The organism is Rhizobium aouanii, assembly GCF_037002925.1.
Classification (GTDB): Bacteria; Pseudomonadota; Alphaproteobacteria; order Rhizobiales; family Rhizobiaceae; genus Rhizobium; species Rhizobium aouanii.
Window position 1 is genome coordinate 31,708 of record NZ_JBAMYD010000027.1, and the last position, 19,618, is coordinate 51,325.

Annotated in this window: 18 protein-coding genes and 1 riboswitch; of the genes, 15 read left to right on the forward strand and 3 right to left on the reverse strand. The window is 62.0% G+C overall.

Annotation, left to right across the window (positions count from 1 at the left end; translation table 11 throughout):
• Positions 1-66: 66 nt before the first annotated feature.
• The gene (locus V8P77_RS32175; RefSeq protein ID WP_222379515.1) at positions 67-1,605 is read right to left on the reverse strand and encodes an MDR family MFS transporter; all 1,539 of its coding nucleotides are present in this window, start codon (positions 1,603-1,605) and stop codon (positions 67-69) included.
• A gap of 116 nt (positions 1,606-1,721) precedes the next feature.
• Here V8P77_RS32175 and V8P77_RS32180 point away from each other — a divergent pair, with 116 nt between their 5' ends.
• The 3 genes from V8P77_RS32180 to V8P77_RS32190 all read left to right on the forward strand — a co-directional run bounded on the left by V8P77_RS32180 (position 1,722) and on the right by V8P77_RS32190 (position 4,784).
• Positions 1,722-2,249 (forward strand): MarR family winged helix-turn-helix transcriptional regulator, encoded by a 528-nt coding sequence (locus V8P77_RS32180; RefSeq protein ID WP_027668531.1) that lies wholly within the window; start codon positions 1,722-1,724, stop codon positions 2,247-2,249.
• A gap of 63 nt (positions 2,250-2,312) precedes the next feature.
• Complete coding sequence (locus V8P77_RS32185) at positions 2,313-2,963, forward strand: thiamine diphosphokinase (RefSeq protein ID WP_012759428.1); 651 nt, start codon at positions 2,313-2,315, stop codon at positions 2,961-2,963.
• A 3-nt stretch (positions 2,964-2,966) separates the two neighbouring features.
• Positions 2,967-4,784 (forward strand): ABC-F family ATP-binding cassette domain-containing protein, encoded by a 1,818-nt coding sequence (locus tag V8P77_RS32190; RefSeq protein WP_164026318.1) that lies wholly within the window; start codon positions 2,967-2,969, stop codon positions 4,782-4,784.
• A 117-nt stretch (positions 4,785-4,901) separates the two neighbouring features.
• Here V8P77_RS32190 and V8P77_RS32195 read toward each other — a convergent pair whose 3' ends face one another.
• Complete coding sequence (locus V8P77_RS32195) at positions 4,902-6,791, reverse strand: ABC transporter ATP-binding protein/permease (protein ID WP_335916323.1); 1,890 nt, start codon at positions 6,789-6,791, stop codon at positions 4,902-4,904.
• A gap of 114 nt (positions 6,792-6,905) precedes the next feature.
• A riboswitch (SAM riboswitch) is annotated at positions 6,906-6,983 on the forward strand.
• 48 nt (positions 6,984-7,031) lie between these two features.
• Between V8P77_RS32195 and metA the strand changes: the two genes are divergently transcribed.
• From metA to V8P77_RS32225, 6 genes are all read left to right on the forward strand, one after another.
• Positions 7,032-7,955 carry a homoserine O-acetyltransferase MetA gene (gene metA / locus V8P77_RS32200; protein WP_222001066.1) on the forward strand — a complete coding sequence of 308 codons (924 nt, stop codon included), beginning with the start codon at positions 7,032-7,034 and terminating at the stop codon, positions 7,953-7,955.
• A 226-nt stretch (positions 7,956-8,181) separates the two neighbouring features.
• Positions 8,182-9,204 carry an aldose epimerase family protein gene (locus tag V8P77_RS32205; protein ID WP_335916325.1) on the forward strand — a complete coding sequence of 341 codons (1,023 nt, stop codon included), beginning with the start codon at positions 8,182-8,184 and terminating at the stop codon, positions 9,202-9,204.
• A gap of 162 nt (positions 9,205-9,366) precedes the next feature.
• Positions 9,367-10,140 (forward strand): GntR family transcriptional regulator, encoded by a 774-nt coding sequence (locus V8P77_RS32210; RefSeq protein WP_335916326.1) that lies wholly within the window; start codon positions 9,367-9,369, stop codon positions 10,138-10,140.
• Positions 10,137-11,168, forward strand: coding sequence for an SIS domain-containing protein (locus tag V8P77_RS32215; RefSeq protein ID WP_335916328.1), 1,032 nt, complete (start codon positions 10,137-10,139; stop codon positions 11,166-11,168). Before V8P77_RS32210 ends, V8P77_RS32215 begins: the two co-directional genes overlap by 4 nt.
• Positions 11,168-12,319 (forward strand): N-acetylglucosamine-6-phosphate deacetylase, encoded by a 1,152-nt coding sequence (nagA, locus tag V8P77_RS32220; RefSeq protein WP_335916329.1) that lies wholly within the window; start codon positions 11,168-11,170, stop codon positions 12,317-12,319. The genes V8P77_RS32215 and nagA overlap by 1 nt, the downstream gene beginning before the upstream one ends.
• Before the next feature lie 17 nt (positions 12,320-12,336).
• Positions 12,337-13,065: an SIS domain-containing protein gene (locus tag V8P77_RS32225; RefSeq protein ID WP_335916330.1), complete on the forward strand. Its 729-nt coding sequence runs from the start codon at positions 12,337-12,339 to the stop codon at positions 13,063-13,065.
• A 121-nt stretch (positions 13,066-13,186) separates the two neighbouring features.
• Here V8P77_RS32225 and efp read toward each other — a convergent pair whose 3' ends face one another.
• Positions 13,187-13,756, reverse strand: a complete 570-nt coding sequence (gene efp / locus V8P77_RS32230) for an elongation factor P (protein ID WP_335916331.1) — start codon at positions 13,754-13,756, stop codon at positions 13,187-13,189.
• 148 nt (positions 13,757-13,904) lie between these two features.
• Between efp and epmA the strand changes: the two genes are divergently transcribed.
• The 6 genes from epmA to V8P77_RS32260 all read left to right on the forward strand — a co-directional run bounded on the left by epmA (position 13,905) and on the right by V8P77_RS32260 (position 19,608).
• A complete protein-coding gene (epmA, locus tag V8P77_RS32235; protein ID WP_335916332.1) occupies positions 13,905-14,966 on the forward strand; it encodes an EF-P lysine aminoacylase EpmA in 1,062 nt (353 codons plus the stop codon).
• The gene (locus V8P77_RS32240) at positions 14,963-16,015 is read left to right on the forward strand and encodes a lysine-2,3-aminomutase-like protein (protein ID WP_335916333.1); all 1,053 of its coding nucleotides are present in this window, start codon (positions 14,963-14,965) and stop codon (positions 16,013-16,015) included. Before epmA ends, V8P77_RS32240 begins: the two co-directional genes overlap by 4 nt.
• A 263-nt stretch (positions 16,016-16,278) precedes the next feature.
• Positions 16,279-16,530, forward strand: coding sequence for an acyl carrier protein (locus tag V8P77_RS32245; protein WP_003543737.1), 252 nt, complete (start codon positions 16,279-16,281; stop codon positions 16,528-16,530).
• Positions 16,530-17,711, forward strand: a complete 1,182-nt coding sequence (locus V8P77_RS32250; protein ID WP_335916335.1) for an acyl-CoA dehydrogenase family protein — start codon at positions 16,530-16,532, stop codon at positions 17,709-17,711. Before V8P77_RS32245 ends, V8P77_RS32250 begins: the two co-directional genes overlap by 1 nt.
• A gap of 5 nt (positions 17,712-17,716) precedes the next feature.
• Positions 17,717-18,625: an amino acid--[acyl-carrier-protein] ligase gene (locus V8P77_RS32255; RefSeq protein WP_065281596.1), complete on the forward strand. Its 909-nt coding sequence runs from the start codon at positions 17,717-17,719 to the stop codon at positions 18,623-18,625.
• Positions 18,616-19,608, forward strand: coding sequence for a DUF1839 family protein (locus V8P77_RS32260; protein ID WP_335916352.1), 993 nt, complete (start codon positions 18,616-18,618; stop codon positions 19,606-19,608). The genes V8P77_RS32255 and V8P77_RS32260 overlap by 10 nt, the downstream gene beginning before the upstream one ends.
• Positions 19,609-19,618: the final 10 nt, after the last annotated feature.

The following is a 19,618-nucleotide window of genomic DNA, read 5'->3' on the forward strand; positions in this document are numbered from 1 at the left end:
CCCTTGATATAGGCATCGAGAGGGAACGCCTCCTGATGAAGCATTCTCTCGCAGGTAACGATTCGACTATTCGGCGGCTTCCGCCGTCGCCGGTTGCGGCTTCGTCGTCTCGCCGGCGCGGGGCAGCTGCACGGGTTTCAGCATGATGGCGGCGGCAAGGCCGATCAGCGCAATGGCGCAGGAAGTCATGAAGAGCGGCGAGAAAGCGGCGGCATAGGTATCGGCGACGGCCTGGCGGCTCGCTTCGGGAAGTGCGGCCATCATTTTCGGCGTCAGCTGCTTGATATCGGCGACGCCGGGAATGGAGACGCCGACCTTGCCGAGTTGAGAGGCGATGATGGCGCCGTAGATGGAAATGGCGATCGAGGCGCCGCCCATGCGCGACAGCGTCACCGAGCCGGTGGCGGCGCCGACGTCGCGGGCGGGTGCTGCATTCTGTACGCCGATGACGGGAACCTGCTGGGCAAGGCCGATGCCGATGCCGTGCAGCATCATGACCGCGCCGATGAAGGCGATCGGCGTTCCGGCGTGGATCTGCGACATCAGCGCAAAGGCGATGGCGCTGCAGGTGAGGCTTGCGATGGCGAAGGGCTTGTAGCGCCCCGTCTTCGAGATGATGCGGCCTGCGGAAAGCGACCCGCAGACGAGGCCGCCGGTCAGAAGGATGAAGAGCAGGCCGGCGGCAGACGGCGAAAGGCCGGTCGTTGTCTGCAGAAAGAGGGCGAGATAATTGACCATGCCGATGGCGATGGCGCCGCCCATGATCGAGATCACCAGGAGCAGGCTGAAGGTCGAATTGCGAAACAGCTGCAGGGGAACGATCGGTTCGGGCGCGCGGCGCTCGACGAACACCCAGGTGACGGCGCAGACGACGCCGAAGACGACGATCCCGATGCTCTCAGGTGAAATCAATGCACCGAACAGTTCGCTGCTGTCGGTGGCAAGCACGATGCTTGTCGTCGTCATGGCAAGCAGAAGCGCTCCGGCATAATCGATCTTGGGGCGGCGATGCGGTTTGCGGTACGGCAGCATGAAGGCAAGGCCGGTGAGCACGATGAAACCGATCGGCACGTTGACGAGGAAGATCGAGCGCCAGCCGAAGAGATCGCTCATCGTACCGCCGAGCACCGGGCCGATCGCGCCCGATGCCATCAGCACGAGGCTGGAATAGCTTTGGTAGCGCGCCCGCTCGCGCGGCTCGAACAGGTCGGCGTTGACGGCGAAGATCGATACCATGATGCCGCCGCCGCCAAGGCCCTGCAGCACACGGGCGGCGATCAGCGTATTCATCGAGACCGCAAGGCCGCAGACCGCTGAGCCGACAGTGAAGATCATGATCGCCGTCATCATCACGTATTTGCGGCCGAACAGGTCGCCGAGCTTGCCGTAGACCGGCATGACGGCGCTCAGCGACAGGAGATAGGCCGAGCCGATCCAGCCGAAGCGCTCGAGATGGCCGAATTCGCCGACGATCGTCGGCAGCGCCGTGGAGACGATCTGATTATCAAGCGTCGCCATGAACATGGCGGTCATCAGGAAGAAGAAGAGAATAAGCCGGCGACGAGGATCCGTCACGAGCGGCGCAGGCGCGAGTTGCATGTCCATGGGAGGCGTCGTTCCGGGTTGATGTACTTTTATGTGCTAACAGCATATAGTTGTCAATGGCACATTAATGACATCGGCATATTCAAATTTTGAATCGGCTCTGTTAAGGTCCTGTGATGAGCGACGTTCTGACCAAGACCCCTTCTGTGGAGCCGGCCGAGCCGGATCGTGAAAACGTGCCGCGTATCGGCCGGAGCATGGCGCGCATGCGGCTGATGACCGGGCGGCGGCTTATCGGCCGGCTGGCGATCCAGAGTGCTGCACCAGGCCTTGAGCTTTCGCATCTCGACGTGCTCGATGCCGTGCGCAGGGCGCAGCCTGCCGGCGAGGTCACGGTCGGCATGATCGCGGAGATGCTGCGCATCGATCCGTCACGGGCAAGCCGGGTGGTGGCCGACATGGTCGGGCGCAACGTGCTGCGCCGCGAGGCCTCGCAGGCCGATGCGCGGCGGATCGTCGTTGTCATGACCGAGGTCGGCCAGGACCTGCTTGCCGAGATCGTCGCGCAGAAGCTTGCGATCATTTCCGAGATCGTTTCCGACTGGCCGCAGGAAGATGTCGAGCGCTTCGCAGCGCTTTTCGAGCGCTTCATCGGCGGCTACGAGGCGGTTTTCCTGTCGCGCGACAAGGATACGCCGGGCTGAGGCAGACGCCGGCGTTCGCCGGCCCTTCCCCTCGACCCCTCGTTTGCGCTAAGGGCAGTGCCCATGAGCCAATCCACCTTCACCATTCTCCTTGGCGGCGAACTCAGCCTGACGGAGCGCCTGCGCGATGCCATCGAAAACAGCCGCTTTATTGCGGCCGATGGCGGCATGCGGCATGCGGCAGCACTCGGTATTACGCCGGAGCTCTGGGTCGGCGATTTCGATTCGACGCCTGATGATCTCGCGGGCGCATTTCCCGATGTGCCGAAACAGCCTTATCCGGCTGCGAAGGCGGCGACGGACGGTGAAATCGCCGTGGCGGAGGCAATCGCGCGGGGCGCGCGGCGGCTCATCCTCGCCGGTGCGCTCGGCGGTGAACGTTCCGACCACGCGCTTCAGCATCTGCTGTCGGCCGTCAGCCTGGCAGAAGAGGGTTTCGACCTGCTGCTGACCTCGGGCAAGGAAGAGGCCGTGCCGCTGGTGGCCGGTACGATCGAACTGGACCTTCCCAAAGGCAGCCTGTTTTCCGTGCCCGGATTCAGCGAGCTGAGAGGGCTTTCCCTCGAAAATGCGCGTTATCCGCTCACGGATTTCCATCTGCCTTTCGGCTCGTCGCGCACCATTTCCAATGTTGCGGAAGGCAAGGTTCGCTTTTCGCTCCGCAGCGGCCGGGCAATCGTGCTCGCCCGGCCCTATGATCTTTCCGGAGTCTGATTTTTGGCCCCTCCCATTCTGAAACTCGACGACATCTTCCTGAGCTTTGGCGGCGCACCGCTTCTGGCGGGTGCTGGCCTGCAGATCGAGCCCGGTGACAAAATCTGTCTCGTTGGGCGCAACGGGTCGGGAAAATCGACGCTGCTGAAGATTGCTGCCGGCCTGGTCGAGGCGCAGTCCGGCGAGGTCTTCCGCCATCCGTCCTCGACGGTGCGTTATCTCGAACAGGCGCCGGATTTTGCCGGCTTCAACACGGTGCAGGCCTATGCCGAGGCGGGCCTCGGGCCGGGCGATGACCCCTATCGCGTCACCTATCTGCTGTCGCATCTCGGTCTGAGCGGCGATGAAGACCCCAGAATGCTGTCCGGTGGCGAATCGCGGCGCGCAGCCCTTGCCCGGGTTATGGCACCGGAGCCGGACATTCTTCTGCTCGACGAACCGACCAACCATCTCGACCTGCCGACCATCGAATGGCTGGAAGGCGAGCTGCAAAAGACGCGCAGCGCCTTGGTGCTGATCTCGCACGACCGGCGTTTCCTCGAAAAAGTCTCGACGGCAACCGTCTGGCTCGACCGCGGCACCTCGCGCCGGCTCGACAGAGGTTTTGCGCATTTCGAAGCCTGGCGCGATCAGGTGCTGGAGGCCGAGGAGTTGGAGCAGCACAAGCTCGGCAAGTCGATCGAGCGCGAGGAGCACTGGCTGCGCTACGGCGTCACGGCGCGGCGCAAGCGTAACATGCGCCGTCTTGGCGAGCTGCAGACGATGCGCTCGAACTATCGCGGCCACAAGGGGCCGCAGGGCACGGTGCAGGCGACGGTTTCTGACGCGCAGGAATCCGGCAAGCTGGTGATCGAGGCCGACAAGATCACCAAGAGCTTCGGCGAGCGGGCAATCGTCACGCCGTTTTCGATCCGCGTGCATCGCGGCGACTGCATTGGTCTGGTCGGGCCGAACGGCGCCGGCAAGACGACGCTGTTGAAGATGCTGACCGGGCAGCTTTCACCCGATAGCGGCATCGTCAAGCTCGGCACCAATCTGGAGATTGCGACGCTCGACCAGAAACGCGAGGATCTCGACCCCGAGGATACGCTTGCCAACTATCTGACGGATGGGCGTGGCGAAAACCTGCTCGTCAACGGCGAGCAGCGCCATGTCACCGGCTACATGAAGGAATTTCTGTTCCAGCCGGAACAGGCGCGTACGCCGATCAGAAACCTCTCCGGCGGCGAACGCGCCCGGCTGATGCTGGCGCGCATCCTTTCGCGCCCGACGAACCTCTTGATCCTCGACGAGCCGACCAACGATCTCGATATCGAAACGCTCGATCTCCTGCAGGAGATTGTCGCCGGTTTTCCCGGCACCGTCATTCTCGTCAGCCACGACCGCGATTTCCTCGACCGCACCGTAACCTCGACGATCGCACCCGCCGTGCCGGATGCGCCTGATGGTCGCTGGATCGAATATGCCGGCGGCTACTCGGACATGCTTGTACAGCGCAAGGGCGCGCTCGAGGAGCGCAAGAGGGCCGAGAAGGCGGCGGAGAAGCCGAAGACGCAGCAATCAACAGCTTCAGGCAACTCGAAGGCCAAGCTCTCCTTCAAGCAGAAATTCGCACTGGAAAATCTGCCGAAGGAAATGGCGAAGGCCGAAGCCGAAATCGCCAAGCGCGAACAGGTGATGGCAGATCCCAATCTTTTCACGCGCGATCCCGCAGCCTTCAACCGGCTTGCCGGCGAGATGGAAAAACTGCGCGCCAGCCTGACTGACATGGAAGAGGAGTGGCTGGAGCTCGAAATGCTGCGGGAAGAGCTGGAAGGCTGAGATTTTCTCAGCCGTCGGTCTCAACGGCGTCATACCGCCCATGTGACCAGCGGCTCAAATCCTCGTCTTATGCATGCCGTCATCCCAAAACCGCTCCACACTTTTGGACGGCATGCATTAAAGCGCCGGCGCGGGCACGGCGGCAGCGCCTGCACTGGCGCTGGCGCCGGTCTGGACGGCAGGCGGCTCCTCGGATACTGACGGCAGCGCCTGCAGATGCAGCACGCGCGGCCTCAGCGCCTCGAGATAGGCCTCGGAGCGGCCGATATAGATCATGCCGCTTTCGGGCATCGAGGTGAGCAGTTTGGCCATCGTTTCCTGTAATTCCGGCTCCATGCCTTCCAGCACTTCATCGAAGATGACCCAGCGCGGGCGCACGAGAAGCAGCCGGGCAAATCCGATCGCTTTCTGCTGGTCGCTGTCGAGCAGCTTGTCCCAGCGGGCGCGGGTTTCGAGCCTTGCGATCAGCGAATGGAGACCAACCTTGTCGAGGGCCGCCTCGACGTCGGCTTTCTCGTAGGTTTCGGGACGTTCGGGGAAGGCCAGCGCCTCGCGCAGCGTGCCGCCGGGAACATAGGCAACCTGCGGAACGAAGAGCATGTCGTCGATCGGCGGCAGGCCTATCGTGCCGCTGCCGCACGGCCAGAGGCCGGCCATAGCCTGGAAGAGCAGCTTGCGATTGACGCTGTGATCGCCGTTGATCATGATCTTTTCGCCGGCCTTGATCACGACATTGGTTTCACGCAGGCGGAAACCGCCGCATTCCTCGATGTCTTCGCCGACCTTGGCGACGATCACCACAGCCTTCAATGTCAGCGTGTCTGGCGCGGTGTTTTCATAGGCGATGCTGTCCTTCAGGTCGAAGTCCTCTTCCATCTCGACCAGCGCCTGGCGGAAATCGGTGACGCGCATCAGCGTGGCGCGCCATTCGGCGATCGGACCGAAATTGGAGACATACCAGCGCAGCGCCGTGTTGACCTGGTTGAAGGCACCGACCGACATCATCAGCTGGCCGAGGGTGAGGCCGCCGGAGAAATAGGCGGGGGCGGCAACGATGATCGGGATGACGATCACCAGCCAGCCATAGCCGGCCGAAACCCAGGTGAGATTGGTATTGGCCATGGCAAGCCGCTTGACGACTGTCAGGACCGAGCTGATATCGGTGTTGATGCGCCGACGCTCGTTCTCCTCGCCGCGGGCAACAGTAATTGCCGGCATGTTTTCGTTGGCGTGCATCAGCGTGAAGCGAAGCTCGGCTTCTTTCGAGAAACGGTCGGCATTGAGCTTCACCAGCTTGCGACCGACGACCTGGCTCAGCACCGAGGCGGAAGCGGCATAGAAAATCGCCGCCCAGACCATGTAACCCGGAATGGAGAAGCTATGGCCGCTAATGCGGAAGATGAACCCGCTCGAAAGCTCCCAGAGCACGCCGATGAAGCTCACCAGGAGAATGGTCGACTGCAGCAGGCCGAGAACCAGTCCTGTCGTGCTTTCGGCGAGGTTGCGGGAATCCTCGTGCAGCCGCTGGTCCGGATTGACGCCGATCAGTCCGCTGGAGGCAAGCCGCAGCGCCCGCTTGCGCTTCAGCCACTGGTCGACGAGATCGCGTGATAAGCCTTCGCGCATATAGAGCGCCGTCATCTGGTTCAGCCAGGCCTGCAGCACGTTGAGCAGCAGCAGCGTGCCGGCGATCATCGCGAAGATTTCGAGTTGGTGGAAGAATTCGCCGAGGTCGCGGCGCTCCAGCGAGTCGTAGAAAGGAGCATTCCACTCGTTCAGGATGACCTGGCCGTAGGATGTCGCCAGGATGACGAGGATCAGCACGGTCGCCAGAAACAGCACCTTGCCACGCACTTCCGAATTCCAGAATGCTGAGAACATGACGCCGAGGCGATATGTCAGGCTTAAATCATACCCTACCCTATCCTGCCTCCGGATGCCCGGCCTCCCCTCGATTTTATCTGCCATTACGCTTTTCCAAATCGCCCATACCCTTATAAATAACATGGTGGCGTTACCGGTCTATCAACAGATTCTATCAGTCATTAAAGTGTGATGATGCTTGCATGAGTCTCTCCTGCATGCATTCGCCAGTTGATTCGCAATCCGACTGGGTCTAATTAAGGCCTCCGTGGTGATTTGGCCGGCCGGCTTGCAGCCACGTTAAAAAAGTCGCTAAAGGGCCGCGTGCGGACCGGTAGCGATTTTTGTCGCCGCCGGTTTTTTGTTTTTGATCGAGTGACCGCAATGCCCATCAAGATCCCCGATACGCTGCCCGCCTTCGAAACCCTGGTTCAGGAGGGTGTGCGGGTGATGACCGAGACGTTGGCGATCCGTCAGGATATCCGACCGTTGCAGATCGGGCTGCTCAATCTCATGCCGAACAAGATCAAGACCGAGCTGCAGATGGCCCGCCTCGTCGGCGCCTCGCCGCTGCAGGTGGAGCTGTCGCTCATTCGCATCGGCGGCCACAAGGCGAAGAATACGTCCGAGGATCATCTTCTAGCCTTCTACCAGACCTGGGAGGAGGTAAAGCACCGCAAGTTCGACGGCTTTATCATCACCGGGGCGCCGATCGAGCTTTTGCCCTATGAGGACGTCACCTATTGGCCGGAGATGCAGGAGATTCTCGACTGGACGGAAACGAATGTCCATTCGACGATGAACGTCTGCTGGGGCGCGATGGCGGCGGTCTATCATTTTCACGGCGTTCCGAAATACGAGCTGAAAGAGAAGGCCTTCGGCGTCTACCGCCACCGGAACCTGAAACCTTCCTCGATCTATCTCAACGGCTTTTCCGACAATTTCGAAGTGCCGGTGTCGCGCTGGACCGAAGTGCGCCGCGCCGATATCGAGAAATCCGAAAGCCTGGAGATCCTGATGGAGTCTAGCGAAATGGGCGTCTGCCTCGTGCACGAGAAGAGAGGCCGGCGGCTCTACATGTTCAACCATGTCGAATATGATTCCACCTCACTTTCCGACGAGTATTTCCGCGACGTCGATGCCGGCGTGCCGATCAAGATGCCACACAATTACTTCCCGCATAACGATCCGGCGCTTGCGCCGCAGAACCGCTGGCGCAGCCATGCGCATCTCTTGTTCGGCAACTGGATCAACGAAATCTACCAGACGACGCCCTTTGATGTGGAAGAGATCGGCACCGATCTCTGATCGTTGCCGATCACGCCGCGAGCCGATGCCGCCGCATCACTGCTGCGGCTTTTCTTTCTGATCCGCCGGTTGCGGATCGAAGCAAATCCGGGCAGGTTCCTGTCCTGAAGCCTACCACACCGCGCGTCTTCGCCGGACGTGCAATGCACACTTTCAATCGCTGCACATTCCTCAAATCGATTCCGAATTGAGGAATTTGCAGCAGGGACAGAATGGACGGTCGATCATGTCGGATAAGTTGGAGCGGGACGTTTTCGGGCAGACGCAGGCGGGCGAGACCGTCTATCGCGTCGTGATCAAGGGCGGCGGGCTGACGGCCAAGATCATCAGCTGGGGCGCGGTCATCCAGGATCTGCGTCTCGAGGGACATGATGCGCCGCTGCAGCTCGGCTTCGACGATTTCGACAGCTACCCCCTCTATTCGTCCTACTTCGGCGCGACGCCCGGCCGCTGCGCCAACCGCGTCGGCGGCGGCAGGTTCACGCTTGACGGCAGGGACTATCAGCTCGAGCCGAATGAGAACGGCGTCACGCATCTGCATGGCGGCAGCGACAATATCGCCAAACGCAATTGGACGATCGTCGAGCATGACGTCGACCGCGTGGTGCTGAAGATCGTCGATCCCGATGGCCGCGCCGGCTATCCCGGCAATTGTACCATCCAGGCGACGTTCTGGGTGCATGGCAATGGTGAACTGTCGATCACCTACGAATCGACCAGCGACCAGCCGACGCTCGCCAATGTCTGCCAGCACGCCTATTTCAATCTCGACGGCCGCGAAGACGCGCTTGGCCATGACATCATGATCGCCGCCGATCACTATCTGCCGACCGATGAGAAGCAGGTGCCGACCGGTGAGATCCGTCCCGTCGAGGGCACGGAATTCGATTTCCGCGAGATGGCGCCGATGAAGCGTTTCGTCGGCAGTGAGCAAGCGTTTTACGACCACAATTTCTGCCTGTCCGGCGAACGCACTGCCAAGCGGAGCGTCGCGCTTGCCCGCAGCCTTTATTCCGGTGTGTCGCTGGAAGTGCGCAGCACGGAGCCAGGCGTGCAGTTCTATGCCGGCTTCAAGCTCGATGTCGGGGCGCCCGGCATCGGCGGGCGCAAATACGGCCCATTCGCCGGCTTCTGCCTGGAGACGCAGGTCTGGCCGGATGCCATCAATCACCAAGGTTTTCCGAATGCGGTCCTGCGCCCCGGCGAAGTGCTGCGCCAGGAGACGGATTATATCTTCACCAAGAACTGAGGCCCTCCAGCGCCGCGCGTTTCTAAACGCGCCGCGCTGTCGACGCACGGCTGTCAAATTTGAGCGTTATGAAACCCTTGCTGGTCCGCCGGCGAGGGTTTTTTCGTTCCGCGCTCGATTCTGCCTTGCCGATTGGTTCTATATAGGCTCTATTGTGTGCCCATGGATAGAACCAATCTGATAGCGGAACTGAACAGCCGCGGCCTGCGTGACGAGGCGTTGACCGGGCCGCTCTACAAGCGGCTGGCGCAGACGCTGACCGGCCTCATTCAGGAAGGGCTGCTGAAGCCGGGCACCGCACTCCCGGGTGAGCGCGACCTTGCCGAGGCTCTGAAGCTCGGCCGTGTCACCGTGCGCACCGCCTATCGCGATCTGATGGCGTCAGGCGCACTGGAATCACGCCACGGAAGCGGTACTTTCGTATCGAGCCGGGTGGAACGCATGGAACAGTCGCTCTGGCGGCTTTCCTCCTTCTCCGCCGACATGCGCTCGCGCGGGCGTCTGCCGGCCGCACGGATATTGTCGCGGGCGGTCAACACGCCGTCGCCGGAGGAATCCTTCCTGCTCGGTCTCGGCGGCGACGAGCCGGTGCTGAGACTCGACCGCTTGCGCCTTGCCGACGGCCTGCCGCTGGCGATCGAACGCGCCGTGGTGCCGATCAAGTTCCTGGGGCACGATGCCGGCGGCGAGGGATCGCTCTATGATGCGCTGACGGCCAGCGGCCACAGGCCCGTGCGCGCGCTGCAGCGGCTGACCGCGGTCACGCTCGACCCGTCCTCCGCCGCGATCCTGAACGTCAAATCAGGCGCGCCGGCGCTTCTGATCGAACGTGTGTCGCGCCTGGAAGACCAACGCGTCGTCGAATACACCCGCTCGCATTATCGCGGCGATGCCTATGATTTCGTTGCCGAATTGAGAATCGGAGATGACCTATGAATGACAACCAGTCACTGATGCTGCAGGAAGCCGGCCAATCGCCCGAGGTGGTCGCCACGCTGCTCGAAAAGGAAAAACCGGTCTTTGCCGAGATCGCCCGGCTGTTTTCGTCCGCTCGCCCGAGCGTGGTGACGACGGCGGCGCGCGGCTCCTCGGACCACGCCGCCACCTTTTTCAAATATCTGTTCGAGATCACCTGTGGCGTGCCGGTCGCCTCGGTCGGCCCGTCGATCGCTTCGGTCTATGGCGCGGCGCTGCATCTGAAGGGCGGTGTCCATTTCACCGTCTCGCAGTCGGGTGCCAGCCCCGACATCGTCGCGCTGCAGGACGCAGCTAAGAAGGGCGGAGCGACGACAATCGCCGTCGTCAACGTCACCGACAGCCCGCTTGCGAAACAGGCCGATATCGTTCTCGGCCTCAATGCCGGCGCGGAAAGGAGTGTCGCGGCGACGAAATCCTTCATCGCCTCGGTCGCCGCCCTTGCCGGCGTGACGGCTGCGATCGGCGGCGCGTCCGATCTGCAGGCCGCGCTCGGCAAGCTGCCGGGGGCATTGTCGGCGACCGCCGGGATCGACACGGCGGCGGCCGAGGAGGTGCTCTTCAACGCGAGTTCGCTCTATACGGCCGGCCGCGGCCCGGCCTTCGCGATCGCTCTCGAAGCGGCGCTGAAGGCCAAGGAAACCTCCGGCCTGCATGCCGAGGCCTTCTCGCTAGCGGAACTGATGCATGGTCCGATGCGCCTGGTGCAGCCGGGCTTTCCGATCGTCGCCTTTGCGCCTGACGACGCGGCCTTCGCCAACAATGTGCAGGCGCTGGAACGCCTGCAGAAGCTCGGCGCCACCACCGTCGGCTTCTCGGCGCAGCCGCTTTCCGGCGTCCATCTGCGCGTACCGACGACGGGCAACGGCCTCGTCGATCCGCTGGTGTCGCTGCTTGTCTATTACCGGCTGATCGAGTCGGTGACGCGCCGCAAGGGCTTCGATCCCGACAAGCCGGCAAACCTGCTCAAGGTGACGGAGACGGTCTGATGGCGCGCAAGATCTTCCTCGGCGCCCGCATCTTCGACGGCGAGCGCTTCCATGACGACAAAGCCCTCATCGTTGCCGACGGCCGCATCGAAGCGATCGTCGCAAGAAATGATCTGCCGCACGGCGAGGTGGTGACGCTTGCCGGCGGTGTTCTGTCGGCCGGCTTTATCGATGCGCAGGTCAATGGCGGCGCCGGGCGGATGCTGAACGACGAGCCTTCCGTTGCCTCGATGGACATTATTGCCGGCGGGCACCGGCCCTATGGCACGACGTCGCTGCTGCCGACGCTGATCACCGACACATCAGAGGTCTCCATTGCCGCCATCGAGGCCGCCAAGGAGGCAGTGAAAATGAACCGCGGCGTCGCCGGCCTGCATCTCGAAGGCCCGCATCTGGCGCCTGCGCGCAAGGGCGCGCATCTGGCCGAACTGATGCGGCCGGTGGAGGATCGCGATGTCAAAGCCTTCATCCGGGCGCGCGAGGCGATCGGCACGCTGCTGGTCACCATGGCCGCCGAGCAGGTGACGGTTGCCCAGGTGCGCGCGCTTGCGGAAGCCGACGTCACCGTCAGCATCGGGCATTCCGATTGTTCGAGCGAGGCGGCGGAAGAACGTTTCGATGCCGGCGCGCGGGGCGTCACGCATCTCTTCAACGCCATGAGCCAGTTGGGACACCGTGCGCCTGGTCTCGTCGGCGCGGCGATCGATCATCCTTCGACCTGGTGCGGCATTATCGCCGACGGCTATCATGTCGATCCCAAGGCCTTGCGCACGGCGCTACGCGCCAAACGAGGCGAAGGCAAGCTGTTCTTCGTCACCGACGCAATGTCGCTCGTCGGCTCGGAGAAGGATTCGTTCACGCTGAACGGGCGCACCGTTCGGCGCGAAAGGGGCGGCTTCTGCTCGAAGCTGGTGCTGTCCGACGGCACGCTGGCCGGTTCCGATGTCGACATGATTTCGACGATCCGTTACGGCGTCACCTATCTCGACCTGACGCTCGCCGAGGCCTTGCGTATGGCGACCCTTTATCCGGCCCGGTTTCTCAGGCTTGGCGATCGCGGCCATCTCTCGCCGGGCGCGCGTGCCGATCTCGTGCATCTCACCGATGCGCTTGCCGTCACCGCCACCTGGCTCAGCGGCGAAGCGGCCTGAAATCAAGGATAAGCCGGATGACTGATATCACTGATGCCTATTTCTCCAACCTCATCGGTCGGCTGGAAGAACTGAAGCAGACGCTTGCCCAGCCGATGGCGCAGGCAGCAGCCGTCATCCTCGATGCTGCCCGCGGCGACAAGCGTGTCTATGTCTTCGGCACCGGCCATTCGCATATGCTGGCGGAAGAGGTGCACTATCGTGCCGGCGGACTCGCCTTCACCGTGCCGGTACTCGTCGGCTCGGCCATGCTGCACGAGGGTGCGGTCATCAGTTCGGTCTATGAGCGCACGCAGGGCCTGGTGCGGCCGATGCTGGAGCGTTACGGCATGCAGCCGGGCGATGTCATCATCATCGCCTCCAATTCGGGGGTGAACGCCGCGCCGATCGAGGCCGCCGACTATGCGCGCGAAATCGGCGCAAAGGTGATTGCCATCACCTCGATTGCCTATTCCTCAGCGATCGCCAATGGCCGCCGACGGCTCGCCGACGTGGCCGATGTGGTGCTCGACAACGGGCTGCCACCGGGTGACGCCGTTCTCGATCTCGAAGGCACCGGGCTTCGGGTTGGGCCAGTCTCGACGGCGGTCGGGGTGACGGTCATCAATGCGATCTTCGCCGAGGTCGCCTCGGAGCTTTCGAAATCCGGCGATGCGCCAATTTATCTCAGCGCCAACATGCCGGGTGCCGCTGAGATCAACCAGAAACTCGTCAAGAAATACCGGCCGCGCAACCCGCATCTCTAAAGCATGTCGCGCAAAAGTGTGTGCGGTTTTCGGACGACATCATGCTCTGATTATTTAGTTGAGACGGCGGATACAAAAAAGGCCGGCGTGAGCCGGCCTCTTCGATAGGCTGAAACCAGGATCAGTCCTTGGCGCGTTCGACGTAGGAATTGTCTTCGGTGGCGATGACGACGCGGGTGCCGGCATTGATGTGCGGCGGCACCATGGCGCGCACGCCGTTCGACAGTATGGCCGGCTTGTAAGAAGACGAAGCCGTCTGGCCCTTGACGACCGGTTCCGTCTCCATGATTTCGAGCGTGACGTGGCGCGGCATCTGGATCGCCAGCGCAATGCCTTCATGCATTGACAGAACGCAGGTCATGCCTTCCTGCAGATAGGCCTTGTCGTCCCCCATCGTGGCGACATCGACGACGACCTGATCGTAGTTTTCAGGGTTCATGAAGTGAAAGCCTTCGCCGTCCTCGTAGAGGAATTGATGGTTCACGTCCTCGACGAAGGCGCGCTCGACCTGTTCGGTGGTGCGCCAGCGTTCGGAAACCTTCACGCCGTCGACGATGCGGCGCATGTCGACCTGGGTGACCGGCGTGCCCTTGCCCGGATGAAAGTTCTGGGCGGTGAGAACGACGTAGAGCTTGCCGTCGACATCGAGAACGTTGCCCTTGCGGACCGAAGAGGCGATGACCTTGACCATAAGACTTCCTTGTAACTCGGCTTTCGGCGTCGTAGATGACTGGCGAGACGCTCCGAAGACGCAAATGTTTTTCTTTGGGGCGCAACTAACCTAAAATCCGGGAAATAGCCACCCCCCATACCGGCCTCTCCGGCGAAGAAAGCTTGGAATGAACTCTTCGGCGAAAGCGTCCCCCTGGTGGACCCCGTCCGTGCATGCCGACCGCCGTCCGTTCCTGATCGGGCGTAATGCGATCCAGGCGGCGTTGCGTGGGTTTTTCGCGCGCGAGGATTTCATCGAGGTGGATACGGCGGTATTGCAGATCTCTCCCGGTAACGAGGCGCATCTGCATGCCTTTGCCACGGAAGCGCTGACGACGGATGGGCAAAAGGCGCCGTTCTACCTGCATACCTCGCCGGAATTTGCCTGCAAGAAGCTGCTTGCGGCGGGCGAGGAGCGCATCTCGTGTTTTGCCCATGTCTATCGCAACCGCGAGCGCGGCCCGCTGCATCATCCTGAGTTCACCATGCTCGAATGGTATCGGGCCGGTGAAAGCTACGAGAGCCTGATGATGGATTGCGTGCGGATCCTGGCGCTGGCGGCTGAGACGGTGAAGACAGGGAAGCTTGCCTATCGCGGCGCCGAGAGCGATCCCTTCGCCGGACCGGAGCGGATCAGCGTTGCCGAAGCCTTCGAGCGTCACGCTGGCATCGATCTTCTCGCCTCGGTCGCAGCCGACGGTTCGACCGACCGCGACCATCTGGCGGTCGAGACGAAGCGCGTCGGCATGCGTGTTGCCGATGATGACGGCTGGGCCGATCTCTTCAGCCGCGTGCTGGTCGAAAAGATCGAGCCGCGTCTCGGTTTCGGCCGCATCACCATCCTCGACGAATATCCGATCTCGGAGGCAGCCCTTGCGCGTCCTTCGGCACGCGACCCCAGGGTTGCTGAGCGTTTCGAGCTCTATGCCTGCGGCGTCGAGCTTGCGAACGGCTTCGGCGAACTCACCAACGCTGCCGAACAGCGGCGACGGTTCGAGATCGAGATGGCCGAGAAGGCGCGGGTCTACGGCGAGACCTATCCGATCGACGAGGATTTCCTCGCCGCGCTGTCGCTGATGCCTGAGGCAAGCGGTATCGCGCTCGGCTTCGACCGGCTGGTGATGCTGGCGACGGGAGCATCGCGCATCGACCAGGTGCTCTGGGCGCCGGTGGCGGAGGTTGGAAGATGAATGTCGTCAAACCGATCAAGAGCGTCGACGATCTTGTGAAGGCGGGGCTGGTCGCGCTTCCCGATCGCATAGCGCTCGAGGAGGTGGCAGCGCGTTACGCCGTTGCACTGACGCCTGCGATCAGCAAGCTCATTGATCGAGCCGATCCCGATGATCCGATCGCTCGGCAATTCGTGCCCGATGCAGCCGAACTTACGATCGCCCCGGAAGAACGTGCCGATCCGATCGGCGATCATGCCCACAGCCCCGTCGAAGGCATCGTTCACCGCTATCCCGATCGTGTCTTGCTCAAGGCCGTGCATGTCTGCCCGGTCTATTGCCGCTTCTGCTTCCGCCGCGAAATGGTGGGGCCGCAGGGCCTCGGCACGCTCAATGCGGCGGCGATGCAGGCCGCTTTCGATTATATCCGCGGTCATGAGGAAATCTGGGAGGTCATCCTCACCGGCGGCGATCCGCTGGTGCTTTCTCCGCGGCGTCTCGGCGAGATCATGGAGGCGCTTGCCGGTATCGCGCATGTGAAGATCATCAGGTTCCATACGCGTGTTCCGGTCGTCGATCCCGAGAAGATCGATGCGGCACTGATCGCCGCGCTGAAGGCGAGCGGCAAGACGGTCTATGTGGCGCTGCACGCCAATCATCCGCGCGAACTGACGCCGGAAGCGCGGGCCGCCTGCGGCCGCCTCGTCGATACCGGCATCGCCATGGTCAGTCAGTCGGTGCTGCTCAAGGGTGTCAACGACGATCCCGACGTGCTCGCGAAGCTGATGAAGGCCTTCGTCGAAATTCGCGTCAAACCCTATTACCTCCATCATCCGGATCTGGCGCCCGGCACCAGTCATTTCAGAGTGACGATCGAGGAGGGGCAGGAGATCGTCGCGGCGTTGCGCGGGCGGATTTCCGGTCTCTGCCAGCCGGCTTACATCCTCGATATCCCAGGCGGTCACGGCAAGGCCGTCGTCAGCGGAAGCGCGATCCGGGCGACAGGCGACGGATGTTATTCCGTTACCGATTATCGCGGCAACGAGCATTCCTATCCGCCCGCCGATTGAGACAAAACGCGGCGTTTGCGTGTCATTTCTGTACTTTCCACGCCGGAAACCAGAGTGTGTCGCAGTATCGAAATTACCTTAAGTCATTGATAGAAGCTGGTTGTTGACGACGGTGCGGGAATGATCGCTAAAATCCTAACTGTGAGCCTCAGTCATATTTAACTCAATAAATTAGCGGAATGTTCTGTTTTCCGCACTAAAAGAACGCTCATGACAAGGCGATGAACGCCGGTTCGGGATCATGAGAATCTTGGAGTGATGGGATGAATAAGGCAATCCGCGACCTCGTAGCCAAATTCGGCAAGCTTCCTGGGTCTATCGACCAGGTCGCCGACGACGCCGATCTTTATGCGGCAGGTTTGACGTCCTTTGCTTCCGTGCAGTTGATGCTTGGCCTCGAAGAGGCCTTCGACATCGAATTTCCCGACAATCTCCTGAACCGCAAATCCTTCGCGAGCATCTCGGCCATCGCCAGGACCGTCGATCTCATCCGGGACAGCCGGAAGGTCGCCTGATGAATTTCCCCGTCAAGATCATGCAGGACGGTCTTGTCACAAGGGTGGCCCGTGTCGCCGAAATCGCGGCGAAACACGCGGATACCGTTGATGCCGAGGCCCGCTTCCCCCGGGAAGCCGTCGATGCGATGAAGGCCGAAAGGCTGCTCGGCATCCAGGTGCCGCGCCATCTCGGCGGCGAATCCGCCTCGATCACCGAGATCGCCGAATTGTGCTCGATGCTCGGCCAGGCCTGCGCCGCAAGCGCCATGGTTTTCGCCATGCACCACATCAAGCTGTCGAGCCTCGTTGAACACGGCGCCGACAGCGAATGGCATCGCAGCTTCATGCGCCGCATCGCCGCCGCACAGTTGCTGATCGCATCCGCGACCACGGAAGGTGGTATCGGCGGAAATCTGCGCAACAGCATCTGTGCCGTCGAGGTCGATGGCGACACGTGCCGCCTCGAAAAGGATGCGACCGTCATTTCCTACGGCTCGCACGCCGACGCCATTCTCATCACCTCGCGTGCCCACGCGCAGGCGGCTTCCTCCGATCAGGTGCTGACGGCCTTCCTCAAGGACCAGTACACGCTCGAGAAAACGCATGTCTGGAATACGCTCGGCATGCGCGGCACCTGTTCCGACGGTTTCCTGTTCAAGGGCGAAGCGCCGGCTTGCCAGATCCTGCCGAAGCCTTTCGCGGAGATCGCGGCGCAGTCCATGCTTGCCTCCTCGCACCTCTTGTGGAGTGGCGTCTGGTACGGCATCGCCGTCGACGCCGTTGTGCGCGCCCAGGCTTTCGTGCGCGCCGCAGCCCGTAAGGCGCCGGATGCCCAGCCGCCGGGCGCGCTGCGCCTCGCCGAGGTTTCGAACCTGCTGCAGATGGTGAAATCGAACGTGGTTGCCGGCCTCAAGGCCTATGAAGATGCCAAGGCCGATGCCGACAGGCTGTCTTCGATGGGATTTGCGGTGGCGATGAACAACGTCAAGATCGCTTCGTCCGAGACGATCCTGGAGATCGTCAACCATGCCATGCTGATCTGCGGCATCATGGGCTACAAGAATGGCACGCCCTTCAGCCTCGGACGCCATCTGCGCGACGCGCATTCCGCACAGCTCATGATTTCGAATGACCGCATCCTCGGCAACACGTCGAGCATGCTTCTTGTCCATAAGCAGGACACTAGCCTACTGGGGTGACAGTCATGGATATGCAGACCTCGTTTCTGGACCGGCTTTTCGAATCCGGTCTGCTGATCGATACCGGCATCGACGGGCTCTACGGCCGCAGCGGCCAGTTCGAAGACGTGATCGCTGCCTTCGAGCGCCTGATCGACACGTTCGGCGGCGCCGATGGTGCCGAAGCCATGCGCTTTCCGCCCGGCATGAACCGCGCCTTCTTCGAAAAGAGCGGCTACATGAAGAGCTTTCCGCAGCTCGCCGGCACGGTCCACAGCTTCTGCGGCAGCGAGCTCGATCATGTCAGCCTGCTGCAATGCATGGAAGTCGGCGAAGACTGGACCAAGGGGCAGGAGGCGACCGATATCGTGCTGACGCCGGCGGCCTGCTATCCGCTCTATCCGACGATCGCCAAGCGCGGCAACCTGCCGGCGACGGGCGGCCTCTTCGACCTGCAATCCTATTGCTTCCGCCATGAGCCGTCGAAAGATCCGGCCCGCCAGCAGCTGTTCCGCATGCGTGAATATGTCTGCATGGGCACAGAGCTGCACGTCACCGATTTCCGCCAGCGCTGGATGGATCGCGGCGTCGAGATGATGAAGGCCGTCGGCCTCGAGGTGACGATCGATGTCGCCAATGATCCGTTCTTCGGCCGCGCCGGCAAGATGCTCGCCAATAATCAGCGCGACCAGAACCTGAAGTTCGAGCTGCTGATCCCGATCACCTCGGCTGCCAATCCGACCGCCTGCATGAGCTTCAACTACCATCAGGATGCCTTCGGCACGAAATGGGGTCTCAATCTCGAGGACGGCAGTGTCGCGCACACCGCCTGCGTCGGCTTCGGACTGGAACGCATCGCCCTTGCCCTCTTCCATCATCACGGACTCGATGTGAAGCAATGGCCGGCCAGCGTCCGGAAAGCGCTGTGGGGCTGAGCAAATCGATGACGCCGGTATTTTCGGGGGTATTTTCGGGAATCGACCCGGAAACCTACCGGCCGCATGCGCTGCATTCCGGCGAGCGCGCCTGGCCGGAGACCAATTGTTATGTCGATCTCTGGATCGAGGTTCTGGCAACATCAGGCGTTGCGCCGGAGGCGATGCTGGGTTTTACCCTGACGCAGGATTTCGAGGGCGACCAGTTCACCTTCTTCAAGGTGCCGCTCGAGGATCTCGAAGCGCTCTACGACATTCGTGCGACCGAGCTTGCCATCTACGACCGTGTCGAACGCCATGTCGAGGTTCAGATTGCGCGGGCCCGTCTCTGCCTGATCGAAATGGATTCCTTCTACATGCCGGATACGGGCGGTACCGCCTACCGGCAGGAGCACGGCAAGACGACGGTTGCGATCAACCGGCTGGACGTTGCGGCCAAGCGCGTCGATTATTTCCACAATGCCGGTTATTTCCGTCTCGAAGGCGAGGATTTCGACGGGCTGTTCCAGCTGCATCTGACGGAAAACGACCCGCCGTTCCTGCCCTATACGGAATTTGCACGATTCCCGGAAAGGCCGGCAGACGAAGCGCATCTGCGCGCGACCGCGCGGCGGCTTGCCGGCTTTCACTTCGCTCGGCGTCCCCGCGAAAACCCGATCCGCGCCTTTGCAAGCGTCTTTCCGCAACAGGTCGAAGCGGTGGCGGAACGGCCGTTCGGCTTCTTCCATAAATACGCCTTCAACACGCTTCGCCAGGTGGGCGCCAATTTCGAGCTGGCGGCCGATTACCTCGCCTGGCTTTCCCCTGGTGAATTCGCGGCTGCCGCCGAGCATGCCGGGCGTATTTCGGATTTGGCGAAATCGGTGCAGTTCCAGCTTGCCCGCGCCGTCACCCGCAGGAAGTTCGAGCCGTTGCAGGCAGCACTTGATCCGGCCGCCGATGCATGGGATTCCATGATGGCGTCGCTTGCGGGGCGAATCTGAGGCCGGAGAT

Excerpts from the sequence above, each read along its gene's own strand:
- V8P77_RS32175 (WP_222379515.1), bottom strand. The coding sequence starts at position 1,605 with ATGGACATGCAACTCGCGCCTGCGCCGCTCGTGACGGATCCTCGTCGC.
- V8P77_RS32255 (WP_065281596.1), top strand. The coding sequence starts at position 17,717 with ATGGATATGCAGACCTCGTTTCTGGACCGGCTTTTCGAATCCGGTCTG.
- V8P77_RS32245 (WP_003543737.1), top strand. The coding sequence starts at position 16,279 with ATGAATAAGGCAATCCGCGACCTCGTAGCCAAATTCGGCAAGCTTCCT.
- V8P77_RS32250 (WP_335916335.1), top strand. The coding sequence starts at position 16,530 with ATGAATTTCCCCGTCAAGATCATGCAGGACGGTCTTGTCACAAGGGTG.
- V8P77_RS32205 (WP_335916325.1), top strand. The coding sequence starts at position 8,182 with ATGTCGGATAAGTTGGAGCGGGACGTTTTCGGGCAGACGCAGGCGGGC.
- V8P77_RS32180 (WP_027668531.1), top strand. The coding sequence starts at position 1,722 with ATGAGCGACGTTCTGACCAAGACCCCTTCTGTGGAGCCGGCCGAGCCG.
- V8P77_RS32185 (WP_012759428.1), top strand. The coding sequence starts at position 2,313 with ATGAGCCAATCCACCTTCACCATTCTCCTTGGCGGCGAACTCAGCCTG.
- V8P77_RS32195 (WP_335916323.1), bottom strand. The coding sequence starts at position 6,791 with ATGTTATTTATAAGGGTATGGGCGATTTGGAAAAGCGTAATGGCAGAT.
- efp (WP_335916331.1), bottom strand. The coding sequence starts at position 13,756 with ATGGTCAAGGTCATCGCCTCTTCGGTCCGCAAGGGCAACGTTCTCGAT.
- epmA (WP_335916332.1), top strand. The coding sequence starts at position 13,905 with ATGAACTCTTCGGCGAAAGCGTCCCCCTGGTGGACCCCGTCCGTGCAT.
- nagA (WP_335916329.1), top strand. The coding sequence starts at position 11,168 with ATGGCGCGCAAGATCTTCCTCGGCGCCCGCATCTTCGACGGCGAGCGC.
- V8P77_RS32210 (WP_335916326.1), top strand. The coding sequence starts at position 9,367 with ATGGATAGAACCAATCTGATAGCGGAACTGAACAGCCGCGGCCTGCGT.
- V8P77_RS32225 (WP_335916330.1), top strand. The coding sequence starts at position 12,337 with ATGACTGATATCACTGATGCCTATTTCTCCAACCTCATCGGTCGGCTG.
- metA (WP_222001066.1), top strand. The coding sequence starts at position 7,032 with ATGCCCATCAAGATCCCCGATACGCTGCCCGCCTTCGAAACCCTGGTT.
- V8P77_RS32240 (WP_335916333.1), top strand. The coding sequence starts at position 14,963 with ATGAATGTCGTCAAACCGATCAAGAGCGTCGACGATCTTGTGAAGGCG.
- V8P77_RS32215 (WP_335916328.1), top strand. The coding sequence starts at position 10,137 with ATGAATGACAACCAGTCACTGATGCTGCAGGAAGCCGGCCAATCGCCC.